We start from the raw sequence: 19,894 nt of genomic DNA on the forward strand, positions 1-19,894 counted from the left end.
TCAGGCGCCCGCGCGGCCGCCCAAACGGGGACCGGAGCCGCCCGAACCGGACGTCCGGCGCCGGGCATGGGACGATGGGGTCTACGTATCCGTTCCGAAACACCGCCCGAGACGAGAACCCTGCGTGCCCGCGACTCCTACCCACGTGCCCGAGCCGAGCCGTACCGACCCGGCTCTGATCCGCAACTTCTGCATCATCGCGCACATCGACCACGGCAAGTCCACGCTCGCCGACCGGATGCTCCAGCTGACCGGTGTGGTCGACCAGCGGCAGATGCGCGCCCAGTACCTCGACCGGATGGACATCGAGCGTGAGCGCGGCATCACGATCAAGTCCCAGGCGGTCCGGCTGCCCTGGGCCCCCACGGAGGGGCCGGACCAGGGCCGTACGCACATCCTGAACATGATCGACACGCCTGGGCACGTCGACTTCACCTACGAGGTCTCGCGGTCGCTGGCCGCCTGCGAGGGCACGATCCTGCTGGTCGACGCCGCGCAGGGCATCGAGGCGCAGACCCTCGCCAACCTCTACCTGGCGATGGAGAACGACCTCACCATCGTCCCGGTCCTCAACAAGATCGACCTGCCGGCCGCCCAGCCGGAGAAGTTCGCCGAGGAGCTCGCGAACCTCATCGGCTGCCAGCCGGAGGACGTCCTCAAGGTCTCCGCCAAGACCGGCCTGGGCGTCGAGGCGCTGCTCGACCGGGTCGTCCGGGACATCCCGGCCCCCGTCGGCAACGCCGACGCTCCCGCCCGCGCGATGATCTTCGACTCCGTCTACGACTCGTACCGCGGCGTCGTCACCTACGTCCGTGTGGTCGACGGCCAGCTCAACAAGCGCGAGCGCATCAGGATGATGTCGACCGGCGCCACCCACGAGCTCCTGGAGATCGGCACCAACTCGCCCGAGATGCTGCCGGCCGACGGCCTCGGCGTCGGCGAGGTGGGCTACCTCATCACCGGCGTGAAGGACGTCCGCCAGTCCAAGGTCGGTGACACGATCACCAGCCAGTCCAAGGGCGCCACCGAACCGCTCGGCGGCTACAAGGACCCGAAGCCGATGGTCTTCTCCGGTCTGTACCCGCTCGACGGCTCCGACTACCCGGAGCTGCGCGACGCCCTCGACAAGCTCCAGCTCAACGACGCCGCCCTCGTCTACGAGCCCGAGACCTCCGCCGCCCTCGGCTTCGGCTTCCGCGTCGGCTTCCTCGGCCTGCTCCACCTCGACGTGATCCGCGAGCGCCTGGAGCGCGAGTTCGGCCTCGACCTCATCGCCACCGCCCCCAACGTGGTCTACCGCGTGGTCATGGAGGACGGCAGCGAGCACACGGTCACCAACCCGAGCGAGTTCCCCGAGGGCAAGATCAGCGAGGTGTACGAGCCGGTCGTGCGCGCCACGATCCTCGCCCCCACCGAGTTCATCGGCTCGATCATGGAGCTGTGCCAGAACCGGCGCGGCACCCTCCTCGGCATGGACTACCTCTCCGAGGACCGCGTCGAGATCCGCTACACCCTGCCGCTCGCCGAGATCGTCTTCGACTTCTTCGACCAGCTGAAGTCCAAGACCCGCGGCTACGCCTCGCTCGACTACGAGCCCACCGGCGAGCAGAGCAGCTCACTCGTCAAGGTGGACATCCTGCTCCACGGCGACAAGGTCGACGCCTTCTCGGCGATCACCCACAAGGACGCCGCGTACGCCTACGGCGTGCGGCTCGTCGCCAAGCTGCGCGAGCTCATCCCGCGGCAGGCCTTCGAGGTGCCCGTCCAGGCCGCCATCGGCTCCCGGGTCATCGCCCGCGAGACCATCCGCGCCATCCGCAAGGACGTCCTCGCCAAGTGCTACGGCGGTGACATCTCCCGTAAGCGGAAGCTGCTCGAGAAGCAGAAGGAAGGCAAGAAGCGCATGAAGATGGTCGGCTCGGTGGAGGTCCCGCAGGAGGCCTTCATCGCCGTCCTCTCCAGCGACGAGTCCGGCGGCAAGACCAAGAAGTAACCGGATCGGCCGACGTGAACGGGTCCGCGTGCCATCGGCGCGCGGACCCGTTCGTTATCCACAGGGCCTTACGCACCGGACGCCGGAGCTCTAACCTGAAGCCCCCCGAAGGTTACTCGCGAGTTAGTCACGCATACGCAAGAGCATCCGTAAGACGCGTCCGTAAGAGACATCAAGAGACATCCGTCAGGACGCAAGAGACATCCGTCAAGACGCGTACGCAGAACGCATCCGTAGTTGCACCGACCCCCGCATCCCAACAGGCACCGCCGCCGCCCGGAGGACGACGTGAGCGACACCCAGACCCAGATCGAGAACCGGCCGCCCTCCGTCGCGGCGCTCTTCCTCGAACGAGTCGAGCGCACCCCGGACGCCGAGGCGTACCGTCATCCGGTGCCCGCCGCCTCCGGCACGGGGCCGGACGACTGGAAGTCGCTCAGCTGGGCCCAGGCCGCACAGCGGGTCTACGCCATCGCCGCCGGCCTGATCGACCTCGGCGTCCAGCCGGAGGAGTGCGTCGCCCTCGCCTCCGCCACCCGCGTCGAGTGGATCCTCGCCGACCTCGGCGTCATGTGCGCCGGCGCCGCCACCACCACCGTCTATCCGCAGACCAACGCCGAGGAGTCCGCCTTCATCCTCTCGGACTCCGGGTCGACGGTGCTCATCGCCGAGAACGCCGCCCAGCTCGCCAAGGCCGTCGAGCGCCGCGCCGAGCTGCCGGACCTCCGCCACGTCGTGATCATCGACCCCGAGGGCGCCGACACCTCCGACGAGTGGGTGGTCACCCTCGCCGACCTGGAGAAGCGCGGAGCCTCGTACCTGGAGAAGCACCCCGAGGCGGTCAGGGAGCGGGTCGCCGCGATCACCGCCGACCAGCTCGCCACCCTCATCTACACCTCCGGTACCACCGGCCGCCCCAAGGGCGTCCGCCTCCCCCACGACAACTGGTCGTACATGGCCAAGGCCATCGCCGCCACCGGCCTGCTCGTCCAGGACGACGTGGCCTACCTGTGGCTGCCGCTCGCCCACGTCTTCGGCAAGGTCCTCACCTCCGGCCAGATCGAGGTCGGCCACGTCACCGCCGTCGACGGCCGCGTCGACAAGATCGTCGAGAACCTGCCGGTGGTCCGGCCGACCTACATGGCAGCCGTCCCCCGCATCTTCGAGAAGGTCTACAACGGGGTCGCGAGCAAGGCCCGGGCCGGCGGCGCCGCCAAGTACAAGATCTTCCAGTGGGCCGCCGGCGTCGCCCGCGAGTACGCCAAGGTCACCCAGGACAACTTCCGGCGCACCGGCACCGCCTCCGCGCCCTTCGGCCTCACGGCGAAGCACAAGGTCGCCGACGCCCTCGTCTACGCCAAGATCCGCGAGGCCTTCGGCGGCCGGCTGCGCGCCTGCGTCTCCGGCTCCGCCGCCCTCGCCCCCGAGATCGGCTACTTCTTCTCCGGCGCGGGCATCCACATCCTGGAGGGGTACGGCCTCACCGAGTCCTCCGCCGCCTCCTTCGTCAACCCCGGCGAGGCCTACCGCACCGGCACCGTCGGCAAGCCGCTCCCCGGCACCGAGGTCCGCATCGCCGACGACGGCGAGGTCCTGCTCCGCGGCCCCGGCATCATGGAGGGATACCACGGCCTGCCCGACAAGACCGCCGAGGTCCTGGAGGCCGACGGCTGGTTCCACACCGGCGACATCGGCGAGCTCTCCGCCGACGGCTACCTGCGGATCACCGACCGCAAGAAGGACCTCATCAAGACCTCCGGCGGCAAGTACATCGCCCCCGCCGAGGTCGAGGGCCAGTTCAAGGCCGTCTGCCCGTTCGTCTCCAACATCCTCGTCCACGGCGCGGACCGGAACTACTGCACCGCCCTCATCGCCCTCGACGAGGCCGCCATCCTGGGCTGGGCCGCCGAGCACGACCTCGCGGGCAGGTCCTACGCCGAGGTCGTCGCCGCCCCGCAGACCGAGAGGATGGTCCAGGGCTACGTGGACCGCCTCAACGAGGGCCTCCAGCGCTGGCAGACCATCAAGAAGTTCCGCCTCCTGCCCCGCGACCTCGACATCGAGCACGGCGAGCTCACCCCCTCCCTGAAGCTGAAGCGCCCGGTCGTCGAGCGCACCTACAAGGAGCTCATCGAGGAGATGTACGAGGGCTCCCGCGAGGCCTGATCGCGACGCCTGATCGAGAGGCGGACGCCCACCCGGGCAGTACGGGACACCCGGGCAGTACGGGACAATGGACCCCATGCCTTCCGTACTGCCCGATGGTGAGCCCATGCCCGAGGACGGGGCGCTGCCCGCGCACGCCCTGGAAGGGGCCGGGGAGCGGCCGCTCGGGTTCTATCTGCACGTGCCGTACTGCGCCACGCGGTGCGGCTACTGCGACTTCAACACGTACACCGCGAGCGAGCTGCGGGGGGCCGGGGGAGTCCTCGCCTCGCGGGACAACTACGCGGGGCAGGTCGTCGAGGAGATCCGGCTCGCCCGGAAGGTGCTCGGGGACGACCCCCGGCCGGTGCGGACCGTGTTCGTGGGCGGCGGCACGCCGACGCTCCTCGCCGCCGGCGATCTCGTACGGATGCTGGCCGCGATCCGGGACGAGTTCGGGCTCGCGGACGACGCCGAGGTGACGACGGAGGCCAATCCGGAGTCCGTCGGCCCCGCCTATCTGGAGGAGCTGCGGGCCGGCGGCTTCAACCGGATCTCCTTCGGCATGCAGAGCGCCCGGCCGCACGTCCTGAAGATCCTCGACCGCACCCACACCCCCGGGCGGCCGGAGGAGTGCGTCGCGGAGGCGCGGGCCGCCGGGTTCGAGCACGTCAACCTCGACCTGATCTACGGCACGCCCGGCGAGTCCGACGACGACTGGCGGGCCTCCCTGGAGGCGGCCATCGGCGCCGGGCCCGACCACGTCAGCGCGTACGCCCTGATCGTCGAGGAGGGTACGCAGCTGGCGCGGCGCATCCGGCGCGGCGAGGTGCCGATGACCGACGACGACGTGCACGCGGACCGGTACCTGATCGCCGACGCGGCCTTCGAGGAGGCCGGCTTCTCCTGGTACGAGGTGTCCAACTGGGCCACCTCCGAGGCCGGGCGGTGCCTCCACAACGAGCTGTACTGGCGCGGCGCCGACTGGTGGGGCGCCGGCCCCGGAGCCCACTCGCACGTGGGCGGGGTGCGGTGGTGGAACGTCAAGCACCCGGGGGCGTACGCGGCGGCGCTGGGTGCGGGGAGGTCGCCGGGGGCCGGGCGCGAGGTGCTGGCGGACGAGGACCGGCGGGTCGAGCGGATCCTGCTGGAGCTGCGGCTGCGGGAGGGGTGCCCGCTGGAGCTGCTCCGGCCGGAGGGGCTTGCGGCGTCGCGGCGGGCGCGTGACGAGGGGCTGCTTGAGGAAGGGGCGTACGCCGCGGGGCGGGCCGTGCTGACGCTGCGGGGGCGGCTGCTGGCCGATGCGGTGGTGCGGGACCTGGTGGACTGAGCGGGCGCCGTGCGTCGGGTGCGGGTTCAGGCGCGGGAGCCTGGGCGCGGCCTCGGGGTGCGGGTTCAGGCGCGGAAGCCCGGGCGCGCCAGAGGGCGCCGTTCCGTTGTGCCCACCCTCCCCCAAGGACTTCGTCCGACCCCCTGGACGAAGTCCTTGGGGGAGGAACGTATGCCCACAACGGAACTACCCGACCGTCACGTGGTCGATGAGGTGCTCCACCGCGCCCAGCAGCTCCGGTTCCAGGTCCTTGTAGGACGTGACGCGTTTCAGGATGGCCTGCCAGACGGCGCCCGTGTTGTCGGAGGGCCAGCCCAAGGCCTGGCAGACACCTGTCTTCCAGTCCTGACCCCGGGGGACCTCCGGCCAGGCTCGGATGCCCAGGGTGGCGGGCTTCACCGCTTGCCAGATGTCGATGTAGGGGTGGCCGACCACCAGGACATCGGGGGAGGTGACCTGGGCGGCGATGCGGGACTCTTTCGAACCGGGGACCAGGTGGTCGACCAGGACGCCCAGGCGGGCGTCCGGGGCCGGGGCGAACTCCGCGACGATCGCGGGGAGGTCGTCGACGCCCTCCAGGTACTCCACCACCACGCCCTCGATGCGCAGGTCGTCGCCCCAGACCCGTTCGACGAGCTCGGCGTCGTGGCGGCCCTCCACGTAGATGCGGCCCGCCCGCGCCACGCGCGCGCGTGCGCCGGGTACGGCGATCGAGCCGGAGGCCGTACGGGTGGGGCGCGCCGGGCCGCCGGAGGCGGGGCGCACCAGGGTGACGACCCTGCCCTCCAGGAGGAAGCCGCGCGGCTCCAGCGGGAAGACCCGGTGCTTCCCGAAGCGGTCCTCAAGGGTCACCGTGCCCGCCTCGCAGCGGATCACCGCCCCGCAGAAGCCCGTCGCGACCTCCTCCACGACCAGGTCGGCCTCGGCCGGGACCTCGGGGACGGCGGCCGGGCGCTTCCAGGGGGGCGTCAGATCGGGGTCGTAACTGCGCATTCCGGGGACGCTACGACACCTGGAAGCGGCGTGCCAGTTCCTCGCGCTGGCGTCGGACGAACGCCGCGTCGACGACCGCGCCGTGGCCGGGCACGTACAGGGCGTCCTCGCCGCCGAGGGCGAGCAGACGGTCGAGGGCGTCGGGCCAGCGGGAGCCGATCGCGTCCGGTCCCGCCTGGGGTTCGCCGGACTCCTCGACCAGGTCGCCGCAGAAGACGACCTCCCGGTCGCCCGGCACCAGGAGGACCAGGTCGTGGCCGGTGTGGGCCGGGCCCACGTTGGCGAGGAGGACCTGCCGGCCGCCCAGGTCGAGGGTCCGCTCGCCGGTGACGGTGTGGCGGGGCGCCACCAGCGCCTCCGCCGCCTCCGCCGCGACCCGCTCCTCGAGCCCCTGGCGTACCGCGTCCGTGTACAGCTCCTCGCGGGTCCTGGCGGAGGCCAGCAGCTCCTCGGTGCCGACCGCGCCGAAGACCTCCGCGCCGGCGAAGGCCGCCGTGCCGAGGACGTGGTCGAAATGGGGATGGCCGAGTGCGATGTGCGTCACGCGCCGGCCGCCGGTGATCGCCTCCACCTGGGCCCGGATCCCGGCTCCCTCGGCGAGCGAGGCGCCCGTGTCGTACAGCAGAACGGCCCGTTCTCCCACGACAAGGCCGGTGGTGGCGTCCCAGCCGGGGAGCCGCCGCCTGCCCACTCCGTCCGCGAGCCGTTCCCACCCCTGCGCCGCCCAGACCGCCTCGTCGATGTTCATGGGTCCGACGCTAGCGGGTCCGCCTCCTTGCCAGGAGCGACGGGCCCCGCCGTACACTGGCCGGGGGTTTCCTGGCACTCGGACAGGGCGAGTGCCAAAAGCGGAGCAACCGGAACGGTGGAAACGGGAGGTGTGCGCGTGCTGAGCGAACGCAGACTCGAGGTGCTGCGCGCCATCGTCCAGGACTACGTCGGGACGGAGGAGCCGGTCGGCTCCAAGGCGCTCACCGAGCGCCACAAGCTCGGCGTCTCACCCGCCACGGTCCGCAACGACATGGCGGTCCTGGAGGAGGAGGGGTACATCGCCCAGCCCCACACCAGCGCCGGCCGGATCCCCACCGACAAGGGCTACCGCCTCTTCGTGGACCGGCTGGCCGGCGTCAAGCCGCTGTCGACCCCCGAGCGGCGCGCCATCCACAACTTCCTCGACGGCGCCGTGGACCTCGACGACGTCGTGGGCCGTACGGTACGGCTGCTCGCGCAGCTGACCCGGCAGGTCGCCGTCGTCCAGTACCCGTCGCTGACCCGCTCCTCCATCCGTCACGTCGAGCTGCTGTCGCTGGCCCCGGCCCGGCTGATGCTCGTCCTCATCACGGACACCGGGCGGGTCGAGCAGCGGGTGATCGACTGCCCCGCGCCCTTCGGCGACACCTCCCTCGCCGACCTGCGGGCCCGGCTCAACAGCCGGGTCGGCGGCCGTCGCTTCGCCGACGTGCCGCAGCTGGTGCAGGACCTCCCCGAGTCCTTCGAGGAGGCCGAGGAGCGCGCCACGGTCTCGACCGTGCTCGCGACCCTCCTGGAGACGCTCGTCGAGGAGCACGAGGAGCGGCTGATGATCGGCGGCACCGCCAATCTCACCCGCTTCGGACACGACTTCCCCCTGACGATCAGACCCGTCCTGGAGGCCCTTGAGGAGCAGGTCGTGCTCCTCAAACTCCTCGGCGAGGTCAAGGAATCGGGCATGACCGTACGCATCGGGCACGAGAACGCCTACGAAGGGCTGAACTCCACGTCCGTCGTCTCGGTCGGTTACGGTTCGGGCGGCGAGGCAGTCGCCAAACTCGGCGTGGTCGGACCGACCCGCATGGACTACCCCGGAACGATGGGAGCGGTACGCGCAGTGGCACGTTACGTCGGACAGATCCTGGCGGAGTCGTAAGTGGCCACGGACTACTACGCCGTCCTCGGCGTGCGCCGCGACGCTTCCCAGGACGAGATCAAGAAGGCCTTCCGCCGCCTCGCCCGCGAGCTTCACCCGGACGTCAACCCGGACCCGAAGACGCAGGAGCGGTTCAAGGAGATCAACGCCGCCTACGAGGTCCTGTCGGACCCGCAGAAGAAGCAGGTCTACGACCTCGGCGGCGACCCCCTCTCCGCCGCGGGCGGCGCGGGCGCGGGCGGCGGCTTCGGGGCCGGTGGCTTCGGCAACTTCTCGGACATCATGGACGCCTTCTTCGGCACGGCCTCGCAGCGCGGACCGCGCTCGCGGACCCGCCGCGGCCAGGACGCCATGATCCGCCTGGAGATCGACCTCAACGAGGCGGCCTTCGGCACCACCAAGGACATCCAGGTCGACACGGCCGTCGTCTGCACCACCTGTTCGGGTGAGGGTGCCGCCCCCGGCACCTCCGCGCAGACCTGCGACATGTGCCGCGGCCGCGGTGAGGTGTCGCAGGTCACCCGGTCGTTCCTCGGCCAGGTCATGACCTCCCGGCCCTGCCCCCAGTGCCAGGGCTTCGGCACCGTCGTCCCGACCCCGTGCCCCGAGTGCGCGGGCGACGGCCGGGTCCGCTCCCGCCGCACGCTGACGGTGAAGATCCCGGCCGGTGTCGACAACGGCACCCGGATCCAGCTCGCGGGCGAGGGCGAGGTCGGCCCCGGCGGCGGCCCCGCCGGCGACCTGTACGTCGAGATCCAGGAGACCCCGCACGAGGTCTTCCAGCGGCGCGGCGACGACCTGCACTGCACGGTCACCATCCCGATGACGGCGGGCGCGCTCGGCACGAAGGTGCCGCTGCAGACCCTCGACGGCATGGAGGAGGTCGACATCCGGCCCGGCACCCAGTCCGGCCAGTCGATCCCGCTGCACGGCCGAGGCGTCACGCACCTGCGGGGCAACGGGCGCGGCGACCTGATCGTCCACGTCGAGGTCCAGACCCCGACGAAGCTCGACCCCGAGCAGGAGCGCCTCCTGCGCGAACTGGCCAAGCTGCGCGGCGAGGAACGGCCCACGGGCCAGTTCCAGCCGGGGCAGCAGGGGCTGTTCTCGCGGCTGAAGGACGCGTTCAACGGGCGCTGAGCCCGCGGGGCCCGTACCGCCGGGGGTCCGGGGGTCGCCCCCCGGGTCAGCACAGTCAGCCGGGGCAGCAGGGGCTGTTCTCGCGGCTGAAGGACGCGTTCAACGGGCGCTGAGGCATGATCCCGGAGTGATCCCGCGGTGACCCCTGCGTGAGAGGGGCGGCACTCTGAGTGCCGCCCCTTTCCCGTGCCCGGCAACGGACATGACACGATGCCCATATGTCCACCACCGCTCTGAACGGTCTCCTCCGGTACCCGATCGTGCAGGCCCCCATGGCGGGTGGCGCCTCCTGTCCCGCGCTCGTCGGCGCCGTCGCCGAGGCCGGTGCGCTCGGCTTCCTCGCCGCCGGGTACAAGACGGCCGGCAGCCTCTACCAGGAGATCAAGCAGGTGCGCGGGCTGACCGGACGGCCCTTCGGCGTCAACGTCTTCATGCCCCGGACCGGCCCCGGCGCCGACCCGGCCGCCATCGAGGTCTACCGCCACCAGCTCGCCGGGGAGGCCGGCTGGTACGACACCGCGCTCGGCGAGACCGACGTGGGCCGCGACGACGGGTACGAGTCCAAACTGGCGATCCTCCTGGAGGACCCCGTCCCCGTCGTCTCCTTCACCTTCGGCTGCCCGGGGCCCGAGACCTTCGAGGCCTTCGCCCGCGCCGGTACGTACACGATCGTCACCGTCACCTCCGCCGAGGAGGCCCGTACGGCCGAGGCGGCCGGGGCCGACGCGCTGTGCGTCCAGGGCGTCGAGGCGGGCGGCCACCAGGGCTCGTACCGCGACGACCCGGCCGACGAACAGCCCGGCACCGGGCTCCTCGCCCTCCTCGCCCAGGTCCGGGAGACCACCGCGCTGCCGCTGGTCGCCGCCGGCGGCCTCATGCGCGGCGCGCAGATCGCCGCCGTCCTCGCCGCCGGGGCCGCCGCCGCCCAGCTCGGCACCGCCTTCCTCGGCTGCCCCGAGTCCGGCGCCCACCCGCTGCACAAGCGGGCCCTGACCGACCCGCTCTTCACCCGCACCGCCCTCACCCGGGCCTTCTCCGGACGCCCGGCCCGCGGGCTCGTCAACCGCTTCATGCGCGAGCACGGCCCGTACGCCCCCGCCGCCTACCCCGAGATCCACCACCTCACCGCCCCGCTGCGGAAGGCCGCCGCCACCGCGGGCGACGCCCAGGGCATGGCCCTGTGGGCGGGCCAGGGCCACCGGCTCGCCCGCGAACTGCCCGCCGGGGAGCTCGTCGGGGTGCTCGCCGCCGAACTCGACACCGCTCTCACCGCACTCGACCTCAGGAACGCCTCATGACCGCACCCGTCTTCGTCGTCGACACCGTCCCCGGCGCCGGCACCTTCGTCCTGGAGGGCCCCGAGGGGCGGCACGCCGTCTCCGTGAAGCGGCTCCAGGCCGGCGAGGAGCTCGTCCTCACCGACGGCCGGGGCCGCTGGGCCGAGTGCGTGGTCCGGGACACCGAGGGCAAGGACCGGCTGACCGTCGAGGTGACGGCGGACCACGAGGACCCGGCGGAGGAGCCCCGGATCACCGTCGTCCAGGCCCTGCCCAAGGGCGACCGCGGCGAACTCGCCGTCGAGACCATGACCGAGACCGGCGTCGACGCGATCGTGCCGTGGGCGGCCTCCCGCTGCATCACCCAGTGGCGCGGCGACCGCGGCCTCAAGGCGCTCGCCAAGTGGCGCTCCACCGCCCGCGAGGCCGGCAAGCAGTCCCGCCGCACCCGCTTCCCCGAGGTCGACGACCTCAGGACCACCAAGCAGGTCGCCCAGCTCCTCGCCACCGCCGACTTCGCGGCCGTGCTGCACGAGGACCGCGACCACCCCAGCGGCGCCCTCGCCACCGCCGAACTCCCCGAGAAGGGCTCGGTCGTGCTGGTCGTCGGCCCCGAGGGCGGGGTCTCCCCGGACGAGCTGGCCGCCTTCGAGGCGGCCGGAGCGAAGCCGTACCGGCTCGGCCGCAGCGTCCTGCGCACCTCCACGGCGGGCACGGCGGCCACCGCCCTCGTCCTCGGCCGCACCGGCCGCTGGAGCTGAATCCCGCCGGGGAACCCGCTGTCCTACCCGGACCGGTCTTTCCCGGGCCGGCCCCATGGCTGACGAGTCCCCCCGGGACACCGCTCCTCCGGGCCGTCGTCATCGCGTACCGGGTGGACCGCTCCGCCCTCGACCGGCGGATGCCCAGGGACCGACGGCACCGCCGGATAGCATGCGGAGGTACTGACCACCCGAGGGCGAGGAGGCCCCAGGCCATGGCCGGAGAGCCGCAGAGCGACTGCCTGTTCTGCAAGATCGTGGCGGGGGAGGTGCCGGCGACGATCGTCCGCGAGACCGAGACCACGCTGGCCTTCCGCGACATCAACCCGCAGGCGCCCACCCACGTCCTCGTCATCCCGCGCCTCCACTACCCGGACGCGGCCTCGCTCGCCGCCGCCGCGCCGACCGTCGCCGCCGACGTGCTGCGCGAGGCCGGCGAGATCGCCGCACAGGAGAAGGTCGACGGCAGCGGCTACCGGATCGTCCTCAACACCGGCACCGGCGCCGGCCAGACCGTCTTCCACGCGCACGCGCACGTGCTGGGCGGCCGCGGCCTCAACTGGCCCCCGGGATAACCCGTGTCCGTCCGCGAACTGGTCGTCCTCGGCACCGCGAGCCAGGTCCCGACCCGCCACCGCAACCACAACGGCTACCTGCTGCGCTGGGACGGCCACGGCATCCTCTTCGACCCCGGAGAGGGCACCCAGCGGCAGATGCTGCGGGCCGGCGTCGCCGCCCACGACCTGAACCGGATCTGCGTCACGCACTTCCACGGCGACCACTCGCTCGGCCTGGCCGGGGTGATCCAGCGGATCAACCTCGACCAGGTCCCGCACCCCGTCACCGCCCACTACCCGGAGAGCGGCCGGCACTACTTCGAGCGGCTGCGGTACGCCACCGCCTACCGCGAGTCCGTGAAGCTGGCCGAGGTGCCGGTGGCGCGGGACGGCGTCCTCGCCGTCACCGACGCCTTCACCCTGGAGGCCCGCCGGCTCTCCCACCCCGTCGAGTCCTTCGGCTACCGGCTGACCGAGCCCGACGGGCGCCGGCTGCTGCCCGAACGGCTCGCCGCGCACGGCATCAAGGGCCCCGACGTGGGCCGCCTCCAGCGCGAGGGCAGCCTCGGCGGAGTCACCCTGGAGCAGGTCAGCGAGGTGCGGCGCGGCCAGCGCTTCGCCTTCGTCATGGACACCCGGCTCTGCGACGGGGTGCACGCCCTCGCCGAGGGCGTCGACCTGCTGGTCATCGAGTCGACCTTCCTCGACGCGGACGTCCGGCTCGCCGAGGACCACGGCCATCTGACCGCCGGTCAGGCCGCCGCCGTCGCCCGCGACGCCGGCGTCCGCCACCTCGTCCTCACCCACTTCTCCCAGCGCTACTCCGACCCGGAGGAGTTTGAACGGCAGGCCAGGGCCGCCGGTTTCGAGGGCGAACTGAGCATCGCGCAGGACCTCATGAGGATCCCCGTACCGAAACGAACGTGAACATGCCCGCACCCAAGGCGCCCGTGCCCAAGGCCGAACTCCACCTCCACATCGAAGGCACCCTCGAACCCGAGTTGGCCTTCGCCCTCGCCGCCCGCAACGGCGTCACCCTGCCCTACGCGGACACCGAAGAACTGCGCCGCGCCTACGACTTCGACGACCTCCAGTCCTTCCTGGACCTCTACTACTCCCTGATGAAGGTCCTGCGGACCCCGGAGGACTTCACCGCGCTCGCCGACGCCTACCTGGAACGGGCCGCCGCCCAGGGCGTCCGGCACGCCGAGATCTTCTTCGACCCGCAGGCCCACACCGGCCGCGGCATCCCGTTCGGCACCGTCATGGAGGGCCTCACCGCCTCCCTCGACCGGGCCGAGGAGCGGTACGGGATCTCCACCCGGCTCATCATGTGCTTCCTGCGCGACGAGTCCGCCGAGTCGGCGCTCGCCACCCTGGAGGCCGCGGAGCCGTACCTCGACCGGATCACCGGCGTCGGCCTCGACTCGGCCGAGGCGGGGAACCCGCCGGCGAAGTTCCGCGCCGTGTACGCGGAGGCCGCCAGGCTCGGCCTGCGCCGGGTCGCGCACGCGGGCGAGGAAGGACCCGCCGCCTACGTCCGCGAGGCCCTCGACGTCCTCGGCGTGGAGCGGGTCGACCACGGCCTGCGCTGCATGGAGGACCCGGAACTCGTCGAGCGCCTCGCCCGCGAGCGGATCCCGCTCACGCTCTGCCCGCTGTCCAACGTCCGGCTCCGGGTGGTCGACACCCTCGCCGACCATCCCCTGCGCGCCATGCTGGACGCGGGCCTCCTGGTCACCGTCAACTCCGACGACCCCGCGTACTTCGGCGGCTACGCCGGCGACAACTACGACGGCGTCCGCGACGCCCTCGCCCTCACGGACGCCCAGCTCCGCACCCTGGCGCGCCACTCCTTCGAAGCGGCCTTCCTGGACGACGACGAGCCGCGCCGGGCGCGGTACCTGGCGGAGGTCGAGGCGCACACCTTCTGAGCCACCGCCGTTCCGTTGTGGGCGCAGCCCACACGGGGGCGGGGGCGCAGCCCACACGGGGCGGCGGTGTCCAGGGAGTGAGCGGGTGGATGAGACAGCGCCCGGCGGGTGCGGGCGCGGCGCGGCACCATGTGTAGCGAGGGATCGAAGGGGCGGAGGGGGCGGGGCGTCGCGTTGCTCCCGGCGGCCCCGCCGTATCGGGCACACTGTCCGGACCGGCACCCGGTGCCGGTCCCGCCGCACCATGACCGGGGAGTTCGCCGTGAGCACAACCAGCGGAGACCAGCGCGGAGCGCACGACGCGGAGCCGTCCGTCGACGGTCACCGCGACCAGCGCGGAGCGGCGCCCGGCGGCCGGCCGCGGCCGGAGACCGGGATCGATCCGCTGGAGACCGTCCGTGAGCCCGCCGATCCGGCCTGTGACGTCTTCCTCACCGGCACCGTCTTCCTCGACATCATCTTCACCGGCCTCGACAGCGCCCCCGTCCGCGGCACCGAGTCCTGGGCCCGCGGCATGGGCTCCAGCCCCGGCGGGGTCGCCAACATGGCCACCGCCCTCGCCCGGCTCGGCCTGCGCACCTCCCTCGCCGCCGCCTTCGGCGACGACCACTACGGCGAGTACTGCTGGGACGCCCTCGAACAGGGCGAGGGCATCGACCTCTCGCTCTCCCGCACCGTCCCCGGCTGGCACTCCCCGGTCACCGTCTCCATGGCCTACGAGGGCGAGCGCACGATGGTCTCCCACGGCCACGAGGCGCCCCGGCCCGACGGGGCCCCCGTCCGGCCGCCGCGCGCCCGCGCCGCCGTCGCCTCCCTCGTCCCCGGGCGCGCCGAGGAGTGGGTCGCCCGCGCCGCCCGTTCGGGGACCAAGGTCTTCGCGGACGTCGGCTGGGACGACACCGGCCGCTGGGACCTGGCGGGCCTGACCGATCTGGAGCACTGCGAGGCCTTCCTGCCCAACGCCGCCGAGGCGATGCGCTACACCCGCACCGAATGCCCCCGCGCCGCCGCCCGCGCCCTCGCCGACAAGGTCCGTTGCGCCGTGGTCACGCTCGGTGCCGAGGGCGCCTACGCCGTCGACGCCGCCACCGGCGAGACCGCCGAGGTCCCCGCCATCCGGGTCGAGGCCCTCGACCCCACCGGCGCCGGGGACGTCTTCGTCGCCGGCTTCCTCACCGGCACCCTCGCCGACTGGCCGCTCGCCGACCGGCTCGCCTTCGCCGGGCTCACCGCCGCCCTGTCCGTCCAGGAGTTCGGCGGCTCCCTCTCCGCCCCCACCTGGGCCGAGATCGCCGCCTGGTGGCAGCACGTCCAGCACGACGACCGGCAGGACCCCGAGGCGCTGCGCGCCCGCTACGCCTTCCTCGAAGCCCTCCTCCCCGCCCCGGCCCGCCCCTGGCCGCCCCGCCGCGCGGTGCCCACCATCGGCTTCCGGGCGGCCGTCCCGTAAACCGCTTCGGACGGACCGGCCCCAGGTCGTAGGCTGGGAGCCAGAGGTTGTCGAGCGGCGAGAACCCCGCAGCAGGAGGTATGCGCAGGCCAGAGTGCCGGCCCATGACGCAGACACCCACAGCCCCCAACGGAGCGCCGGGCGAGGCCCGCGCCTTCTTCACCGTGCCCGCCAAGCACCCCATGGTGACCGTCCTCGGCTCCGGCGACTCCCTGCTCCGCGTGATCGAGCGGGCCTTCCCCGGGACGGACATCCACGTCCGGGGCAACCAGGTCAGCGCGGTCGGCGACGCTTCGGAAGTCGCCCTCATACAGCGCTTGTTCGACGAGATGATGCTGGTGCTCCGCACCGGACAGCCGATGACGGAGGACGCGGTGGAACGCTCGATCGCCATGCTGCGGGAGGAGACCGGGGAGGAGACCGCCGAGACGCCGTCCGAGGTGCTCACCCAGAACATCCTCTCCAGCCGGGGCCGCACCATCCGCCCCAAGACGCTCAACCAGAAGCGGTACGTCGACGCGATCGACAAGCACACGATCGTCTTCGGCATCGGCCCCGCGGGCACCGGCAAGACCTACCTGGCCATGGCCAAGGCGGTCCAGGCCCTCCAGTCCAAGCAGGTCACCCGCATCATCCTGACCCGCCCGGCCGTCGAGGCCGGCGAGCGCCTCGGCTTCCTGCCGGGCACGCTCTACGAGAAGATCGACCCGTACCTGCGCCCGCTGTACGACGCCCTGCACGACATGCTCGACCCCGACTCCATCCCCAAGCTGATGGCGAACGGGACGATCGAGGTCGCGCCCCTAGCATATATGAGGGGCAGGTCGCAACCTGTGTTCGCGAATGTGTTGACACCGGACGGCTGGCGCCCCATCGGGTCCCTTGGGGTCGGTGACCTCGTCATCGGCTCCAACGGCGAGCCCACGCCCGTCCTCGGCGTCTACCCGCAGGGCGAGCGGGACATCTACCGGGTCTCCGCCCAGGACGGCTCCTGGACGCTGTGCTGCGGCGAGCACCTGTGGACGGTCCGTACGGCCTCCGACAAGCGGCGGAACAAGCCGTGGCGGGTCCTGGAGACCCAGGACATGATCGGCAACCTGCGGGCCGCGCACGCCCGCCGGTACGAGCTGCCGCTGCTCACCGCCCCGGTGGCGATGCCCGAGCGCGAAGTCCCGATGGACCCGTACGCGCTGGGACTGCTGCTCGGGGACGGCTGCATCACCGGAAACATCACGCCCATGTTCGCTACGGCCGACGCGGAACTGGTCACCTCGCTGGAAGCTGCCCTGCCTGGCGTAAAGGTGCGGCATCACAATGCCTACAACTACTTCCTGAACCGCGTACCGGCTCCTGGCGAGCCCGGCAGCAGGGTGCCGAACCCGGTGACGACCGCGCTTCGTTCGCTCGATCTCATCGGCACCCGGTCCCACTCCAAGTTCGTACCGGACGACTACCTGTACAACTCGGCCGAGGTCCGTCTCGCCGTGCTCCAGGGACTCCTCGACTCCGACGGTGGCCCGGTCACGCAGAAGGACCGCACCTGCCGGATTCAGTACGCGACCACCTCGATCCTGCTCCGCGACGACGTGATCGCCCTGGTCCAGTCGCTCGGCGGCGTCGCCTACACCCGGCGGCGCAAGGCCGAAGGCAGGGCCCCGGGCAAGGCGAACGGACGCCCGGTCGTCCACCGTCGCGACGCCCACATCGTCGACATCCGCCTCCCCGAAGGCATCGAACCCTTCCGGCTCGCCCGCAAGCGGGACGCCTACCACGCGGCAGGCGGCAACGGGCGCCCGATGCGGTTCATCGACTCCATCGAGCCCGCCGGGCGCGAGGAGACCGTCTGCATCCAGGTCGCGGCGGAGGACTCGCTGTACGTCACGCAGGACTACCTGCTGACGCACAACACGCTGAACGACGCGTTCATCATCCTCGACGAGGCGCAGAACACGAACCCCGAGCAGATGAAGATGTTCCTCACCCGCCTCGGCTTCGACTCGAAGATCGTCATCACCGGTGACATCACGCAGGTCGACCTCCCGGGCGGTACGAAGAGCGGTCTGCGGCAGGTCCGGGAGATCCTCGACGGGGTCCCCGATGTGCACTTCTCGGCGCTCACGTCGCAGGATGTCGTCCGGCACAAGCTCGTCGGCCGTATCGTCGACGCGTACGAGAAGTACGACAGCGCCAACGAGCAGCGCACCGGCCGCAACGGGAAGTAGAAGCACCGCACATGTCGATCGACGTCAACAACGAGTCCGGCACCGAGGTCGACGAGCAGGCGATCCTCGACATCGCCCGCTACGCCCTCGGGCGGATGCGCATCCACCCGCTCTCCGAGCTCTCGGTGATCGTGGTGGACGCGGAGGCGATGGAGCAGCTCCACATCCAGTGGATGGACCTGCCGGGCCCGACCGACGTCATGTCCTTCCCGATGGACGAGCTGCGCCCGCCGGCCAAGGACGACGAGGAGCCCCCGCAGGGGCTCCTCGGCGACATCGTGCTCTGCCCCGAGGTCGCGAAGAAGCAGGGCGAGGACGCGCCGACGAAGCACTCCATGGACGAGGAGCTCCAGCTGCTCACCGTCCACGGCGTCCTCCACCTCCTCGGCTACGACCACGAGGAGGCCGACGAGAAGGCCGAGATGTTCGGCCTCCAGGCGGCGATCGTCGACGGCTGGCGTGCGGAGAAGGGGCTCACGGGCCCGTCCCCGGCCCCCACCGTCAACTGACCCCGCACGCCCGATGAGCATCCAGCTGATCCTGGGCGCGGTCGCCCTGATCGTCGTCGCCTGGCTCGCCGCCTGCGCCGAGGCCGGGCTCGCCCGCGTCTCCGGCTTCCGCGCCGCCGAGGCCGTCCGCGCCGGGCGGCGCGGCGCGGCGAAGCTCTCCCAGGTCGCCGCCGACCCCACCCGCTACCTCAACGTGGCGCTGCTCGTCCGCGTCGCCTGCGAGATGGCGGCCGGCGTCCTCGTCACCTACGCCTGCCTGGAGTACTTCCCCGAGACCTGGGAGGCGCTGCTCGTCGCCATCGCCGTGATGGTCCTGGTCAGCTATGTGGCCGTCGGCGTCTCGCCGCGCACCATCGGCCGCCAGCACCCGCTGAACACGGCGACGGCCGCCGCGTACGTCCTCGTCCCGCTGGCCCGGGTCATGGGCCCGATCCCGCAGCTGCTGATCCTCATCGGCAACGCGCTCACCCCCGGCAAGGGCTTCCGCAAGGGCCCCTTCGCCTCCGAGGCCGAGCTGCGGGCGATGGTCGACCTCGCCGAGCGGGAGTCGCTGATCGAGGACGAGGAGCGCCGGATGGTGCACTCGGTCTTCGAGCTGGGCGACACCCTGGTCCGCGAGGTGATGGTGCCGCGCACCGACCTCGTCTGCATCGAGCGGTACAAGACCGTCCGGCAGGCCCTCACCCTCGCCCTGCGCTCCGGTTTCTCCCGCATTCCGGTGACGGGGGAGAACGAGGACGACATCGTCGGCATCGTGTACCTGAAGGACCTGGTCCGCAAGACGCACATCAACCGCGACGCCGAGGCCGACCTGGTGTCGACGGCCATGCGCGCGGCGGCCTTCGTGCCCGACACCAAGAACGCGGGCGACCTGCTGCGCGAGATGCAGCAGGAGCGCAACCACGTCGCCGTCGTCATCGACGAGTACGGCGGCACGGCCGGCATCGTCACCATCGAGGACATCCTGGAGGAGATCGTCGGCGAGATCACCGACGAGTACGACCGGGAGCTGCCGCCCGTCCAGGAGCTCGGCGACGACCGCCACCGGGTCACCGCCCGCCTCGACATCGGCGACCTCGGCGAGCTCTACGGCTTCGGCCCCGACGAGTTCGACGACGAGGACGTGGAGACCGTCGGCGGTCTGCTCGCCAAGGCCCTCGGCCGCGTCCCGATCTCCGGCGCCTCGGCCCTCGTCGCGCTGCCGGACGGACGGGAGCTGCGGCTCACCGCCGAGGCCCCGGCCGGCCGCCGGAACAAGATCGTCACCGTGCTCGTCGAGCCGGTCGCACCGGCCGGAGCGGAGGAGGAGACCGAGTGACCCCGGACGAACTGCGCGCCTTCTGCCTGGAATTCAACGGCTCCGCCGAGGAGTTCCCCTTCGGCCCCGGCCTCGCGGTCTTCAAGGTGGCGGGGAAGATGTTCGCGCTCTTCTGGATCGACGGCGAGCCGCTGCGGGGCAACCTCAAGTGCGATCCGGAGGACGCGGTACGGCTCCGCGAGGAGCACCCGGCGATCACCCCCGGCTACCACATGAACAAACGGCACTGGAACACGGTCGAGGTGCCCGGGCTCCCGGACCGGATGGTCCGGGAGCTGATCGAGGACTCGTACGACCTGGTCGTCGCCGGTCTGCCGAAGGCGGTACGGCTCCGGCTCGACCGGCCGTAGCCCAGCGCG

The 19,894-nt window shown here is 71.9% G+C and carries 17 protein-coding genes; 15 read left to right on the forward strand and 2 right to left on the reverse strand.

From position 1 onward, the window contains the following. Positions 1–124 precede the first annotated feature (124 nt). From lepA to hemW, 3 genes are all read left to right on the forward strand, one after another. The gene (lepA, locus tag QK442_RS18745) at positions 125–1,993 is read left to right on the forward strand and encodes a translation elongation factor 4 (protein ID WP_282695108.1); all 1,869 of its coding nucleotides are present in this window, start codon (positions 125–127) and stop codon (positions 1,991–1,993) included. A gap of 288 nt (positions 1,994–2,281) precedes the next feature. Further along, the gene (locus QK442_RS18750) at positions 2,282–4,159 is read left to right on the forward strand and encodes a long-chain fatty acid--CoA ligase (RefSeq protein WP_282695109.1); all 1,878 of its coding nucleotides are present in this window, start codon (positions 2,282–2,284) and stop codon (positions 4,157–4,159) included. Between the two features lie 67 nt (positions 4,160–4,226). After that, complete coding sequence (gene hemW / locus QK442_RS18755) at positions 4,227–5,468, forward strand: radical SAM family heme chaperone HemW (protein WP_282695110.1); 1,242 nt, start codon at positions 4,227–4,229, stop codon at positions 5,466–5,468. Positions 5,469–5,654: 186 nt separating this feature from the next. On the opposite strand, the gene QK442_RS18760 is transcribed toward hemW, so the two are convergent. After that, the gene (locus QK442_RS18760) at positions 5,655–6,461 is read right to left on the reverse strand and encodes a DUF3097 domain-containing protein (RefSeq protein ID WP_282695111.1); all 807 of its coding nucleotides are present in this window, start codon (positions 6,459–6,461) and stop codon (positions 5,655–5,657) included. A gap of 10 nt (positions 6,462–6,471) precedes the next feature. Beyond that, positions 6,472–7,209, reverse strand: a complete 738-nt coding sequence (locus QK442_RS18765) for an MBL fold metallo-hydrolase (RefSeq protein WP_282695112.1) — start codon at positions 7,207–7,209, stop codon at positions 6,472–6,474. A 138-nt stretch (positions 7,210–7,347) separates the two neighbouring features. Here QK442_RS18765 and hrcA point away from each other — a divergent pair, with 138 nt between their 5' ends. From hrcA to QK442_RS18825, 12 genes are all read left to right on the forward strand, one after another. Beyond that, entirely contained in the window at positions 7,348–8,367 is a 1,020-nt protein-coding gene (hrcA, locus tag QK442_RS18770) for a heat-inducible transcriptional repressor HrcA (protein ID WP_282695113.1), read from the forward strand. Continuing rightward, the gene (gene dnaJ / locus QK442_RS18775) at positions 8,368–9,507 is read left to right on the forward strand and encodes a molecular chaperone DnaJ (protein ID WP_282695114.1); all 1,140 of its coding nucleotides are present in this window, start codon (positions 8,368–8,370) and stop codon (positions 9,505–9,507) included. A gap of 218 nt (positions 9,508–9,725) precedes the next feature. Beyond that, a complete protein-coding gene (locus QK442_RS18780) occupies positions 9,726–10,805 on the forward strand; it encodes a nitronate monooxygenase (protein ID WP_282695115.1) in 1,080 nt (359 codons plus the stop codon). Beyond that, positions 10,802–11,545, forward strand: a complete 744-nt coding sequence (locus tag QK442_RS18785) for a 16S rRNA (uracil(1498)-N(3))-methyltransferase (protein WP_282695116.1) — start codon at positions 10,802–10,804, stop codon at positions 11,543–11,545. The genes QK442_RS18780 and QK442_RS18785 overlap by 4 nt, the downstream gene beginning before the upstream one ends. Positions 11,546–11,760: 215 nt before the next feature. Continuing rightward, positions 11,761–12,120 carry a histidine triad nucleotide-binding protein gene (locus QK442_RS18790; RefSeq protein ID WP_282695117.1) on the forward strand — a complete coding sequence of 120 codons (360 nt, stop codon included), beginning with the start codon at positions 11,761–11,763 and terminating at the stop codon, positions 12,118–12,120. A 3-nt stretch (positions 12,121–12,123) separates the two neighbouring features. Further along, positions 12,124–13,029: a ribonuclease Z gene (locus QK442_RS18795; protein ID WP_282695118.1), complete on the forward strand. Its 906-nt coding sequence runs from the start codon at positions 12,124–12,126 to the stop codon at positions 13,027–13,029. A gap of 2 nt (positions 13,030–13,031) precedes the next feature. Next, positions 13,032–14,036: an adenosine deaminase gene (locus QK442_RS18800; RefSeq protein ID WP_282695119.1), complete on the forward strand. Its 1,005-nt coding sequence runs from the start codon at positions 13,032–13,034 to the stop codon at positions 14,034–14,036. A 376-nt stretch (positions 14,037–14,412) separates the two neighbouring features. Next, entirely contained in the window at positions 14,413–15,486 is a 1,074-nt protein-coding gene (locus QK442_RS18805; RefSeq protein WP_282695193.1) for a PfkB family carbohydrate kinase, read from the forward strand. Between the two features lie 104 nt (positions 15,487–15,590). Beyond that, positions 15,591–17,708, forward strand: coding sequence for a PhoH family protein (locus QK442_RS18810; RefSeq protein WP_282695120.1), 2,118 nt, complete (start codon positions 15,591–15,593; stop codon positions 17,706–17,708). 11 nt (positions 17,709–17,719) lie between these two features. Then, on the forward strand, positions 17,720–18,217 hold the full coding sequence (gene ybeY, locus QK442_RS18815; protein WP_282695121.1) for an rRNA maturation RNase YbeY: 498 nt from the start codon (positions 17,720–17,722) through the stop codon (positions 18,215–18,217). Between the two features lie 13 nt (positions 18,218–18,230). Next, on the forward strand, positions 18,231–19,535 hold the full coding sequence (locus tag QK442_RS18820; protein WP_282695122.1) for a hemolysin family protein: 1,305 nt from the start codon (positions 18,231–18,233) through the stop codon (positions 19,533–19,535). Beyond that, entirely contained in the window at positions 19,532–19,885 is a 354-nt protein-coding gene (locus tag QK442_RS18825) for an MmcQ/YjbR family DNA-binding protein (RefSeq protein ID WP_282695123.1), read from the forward strand. The genes QK442_RS18820 and QK442_RS18825 overlap by 4 nt, the downstream gene beginning before the upstream one ends. Positions 19,886–19,894 lie beyond the last annotated feature (9 nt).

Origin of the sequence: Streptomyces sp. CC208A, assembly GCF_030010625.1 — a bacterium.
Classification (GTDB): domain Bacteria; phylum Actinomycetota; class Actinomycetes; order Streptomycetales; family Streptomycetaceae; genus Streptomyces.

Bases quoted from the DNA above. Each gene is read 5' to 3' on its own strand.
- hemW (WP_282695110.1), top strand. From the start codon at position 4,227: ATGGACCCCATGCCTTCCGTACTGCCCGATGGTGAGCCCATGCCCGAG.
- QK442_RS18760 (WP_282695111.1), bottom strand. From the start codon at position 6,461: ATGCGCAGTTACGACCCCGATCTGACGCCCCCCTGGAAGCGCCCGGCC.
- QK442_RS18765 (WP_282695112.1), bottom strand. From the start codon at position 7,209: ATGAACATCGACGAGGCGGTCTGGGCGGCGCAGGGGTGGGAACGGCTC.
- QK442_RS18780 (WP_282695115.1), top strand. From the start codon at position 9,726: ATGTCCACCACCGCTCTGAACGGTCTCCTCCGGTACCCGATCGTGCAG.
- QK442_RS18785 (WP_282695116.1), top strand. From the start codon at position 10,802: ATGACCGCACCCGTCTTCGTCGTCGACACCGTCCCCGGCGCCGGCACC.
- QK442_RS18790 (WP_282695117.1), top strand. From the start codon at position 11,761: ATGGCCGGAGAGCCGCAGAGCGACTGCCTGTTCTGCAAGATCGTGGCG.
- QK442_RS18800 (WP_282695119.1), top strand. From the start codon at position 13,032: ATGCCCGCACCCAAGGCGCCCGTGCCCAAGGCCGAACTCCACCTCCAC.
- QK442_RS18810 (WP_282695120.1), top strand. From the start codon at position 15,591: ATGACGCAGACACCCACAGCCCCCAACGGAGCGCCGGGCGAGGCCCGC.
- ybeY (WP_282695121.1), top strand. From the start codon at position 17,720: ATGTCGATCGACGTCAACAACGAGTCCGGCACCGAGGTCGACGAGCAG.
- QK442_RS18820 (WP_282695122.1), top strand. From the start codon at position 18,231: ATGAGCATCCAGCTGATCCTGGGCGCGGTCGCCCTGATCGTCGTCGCC.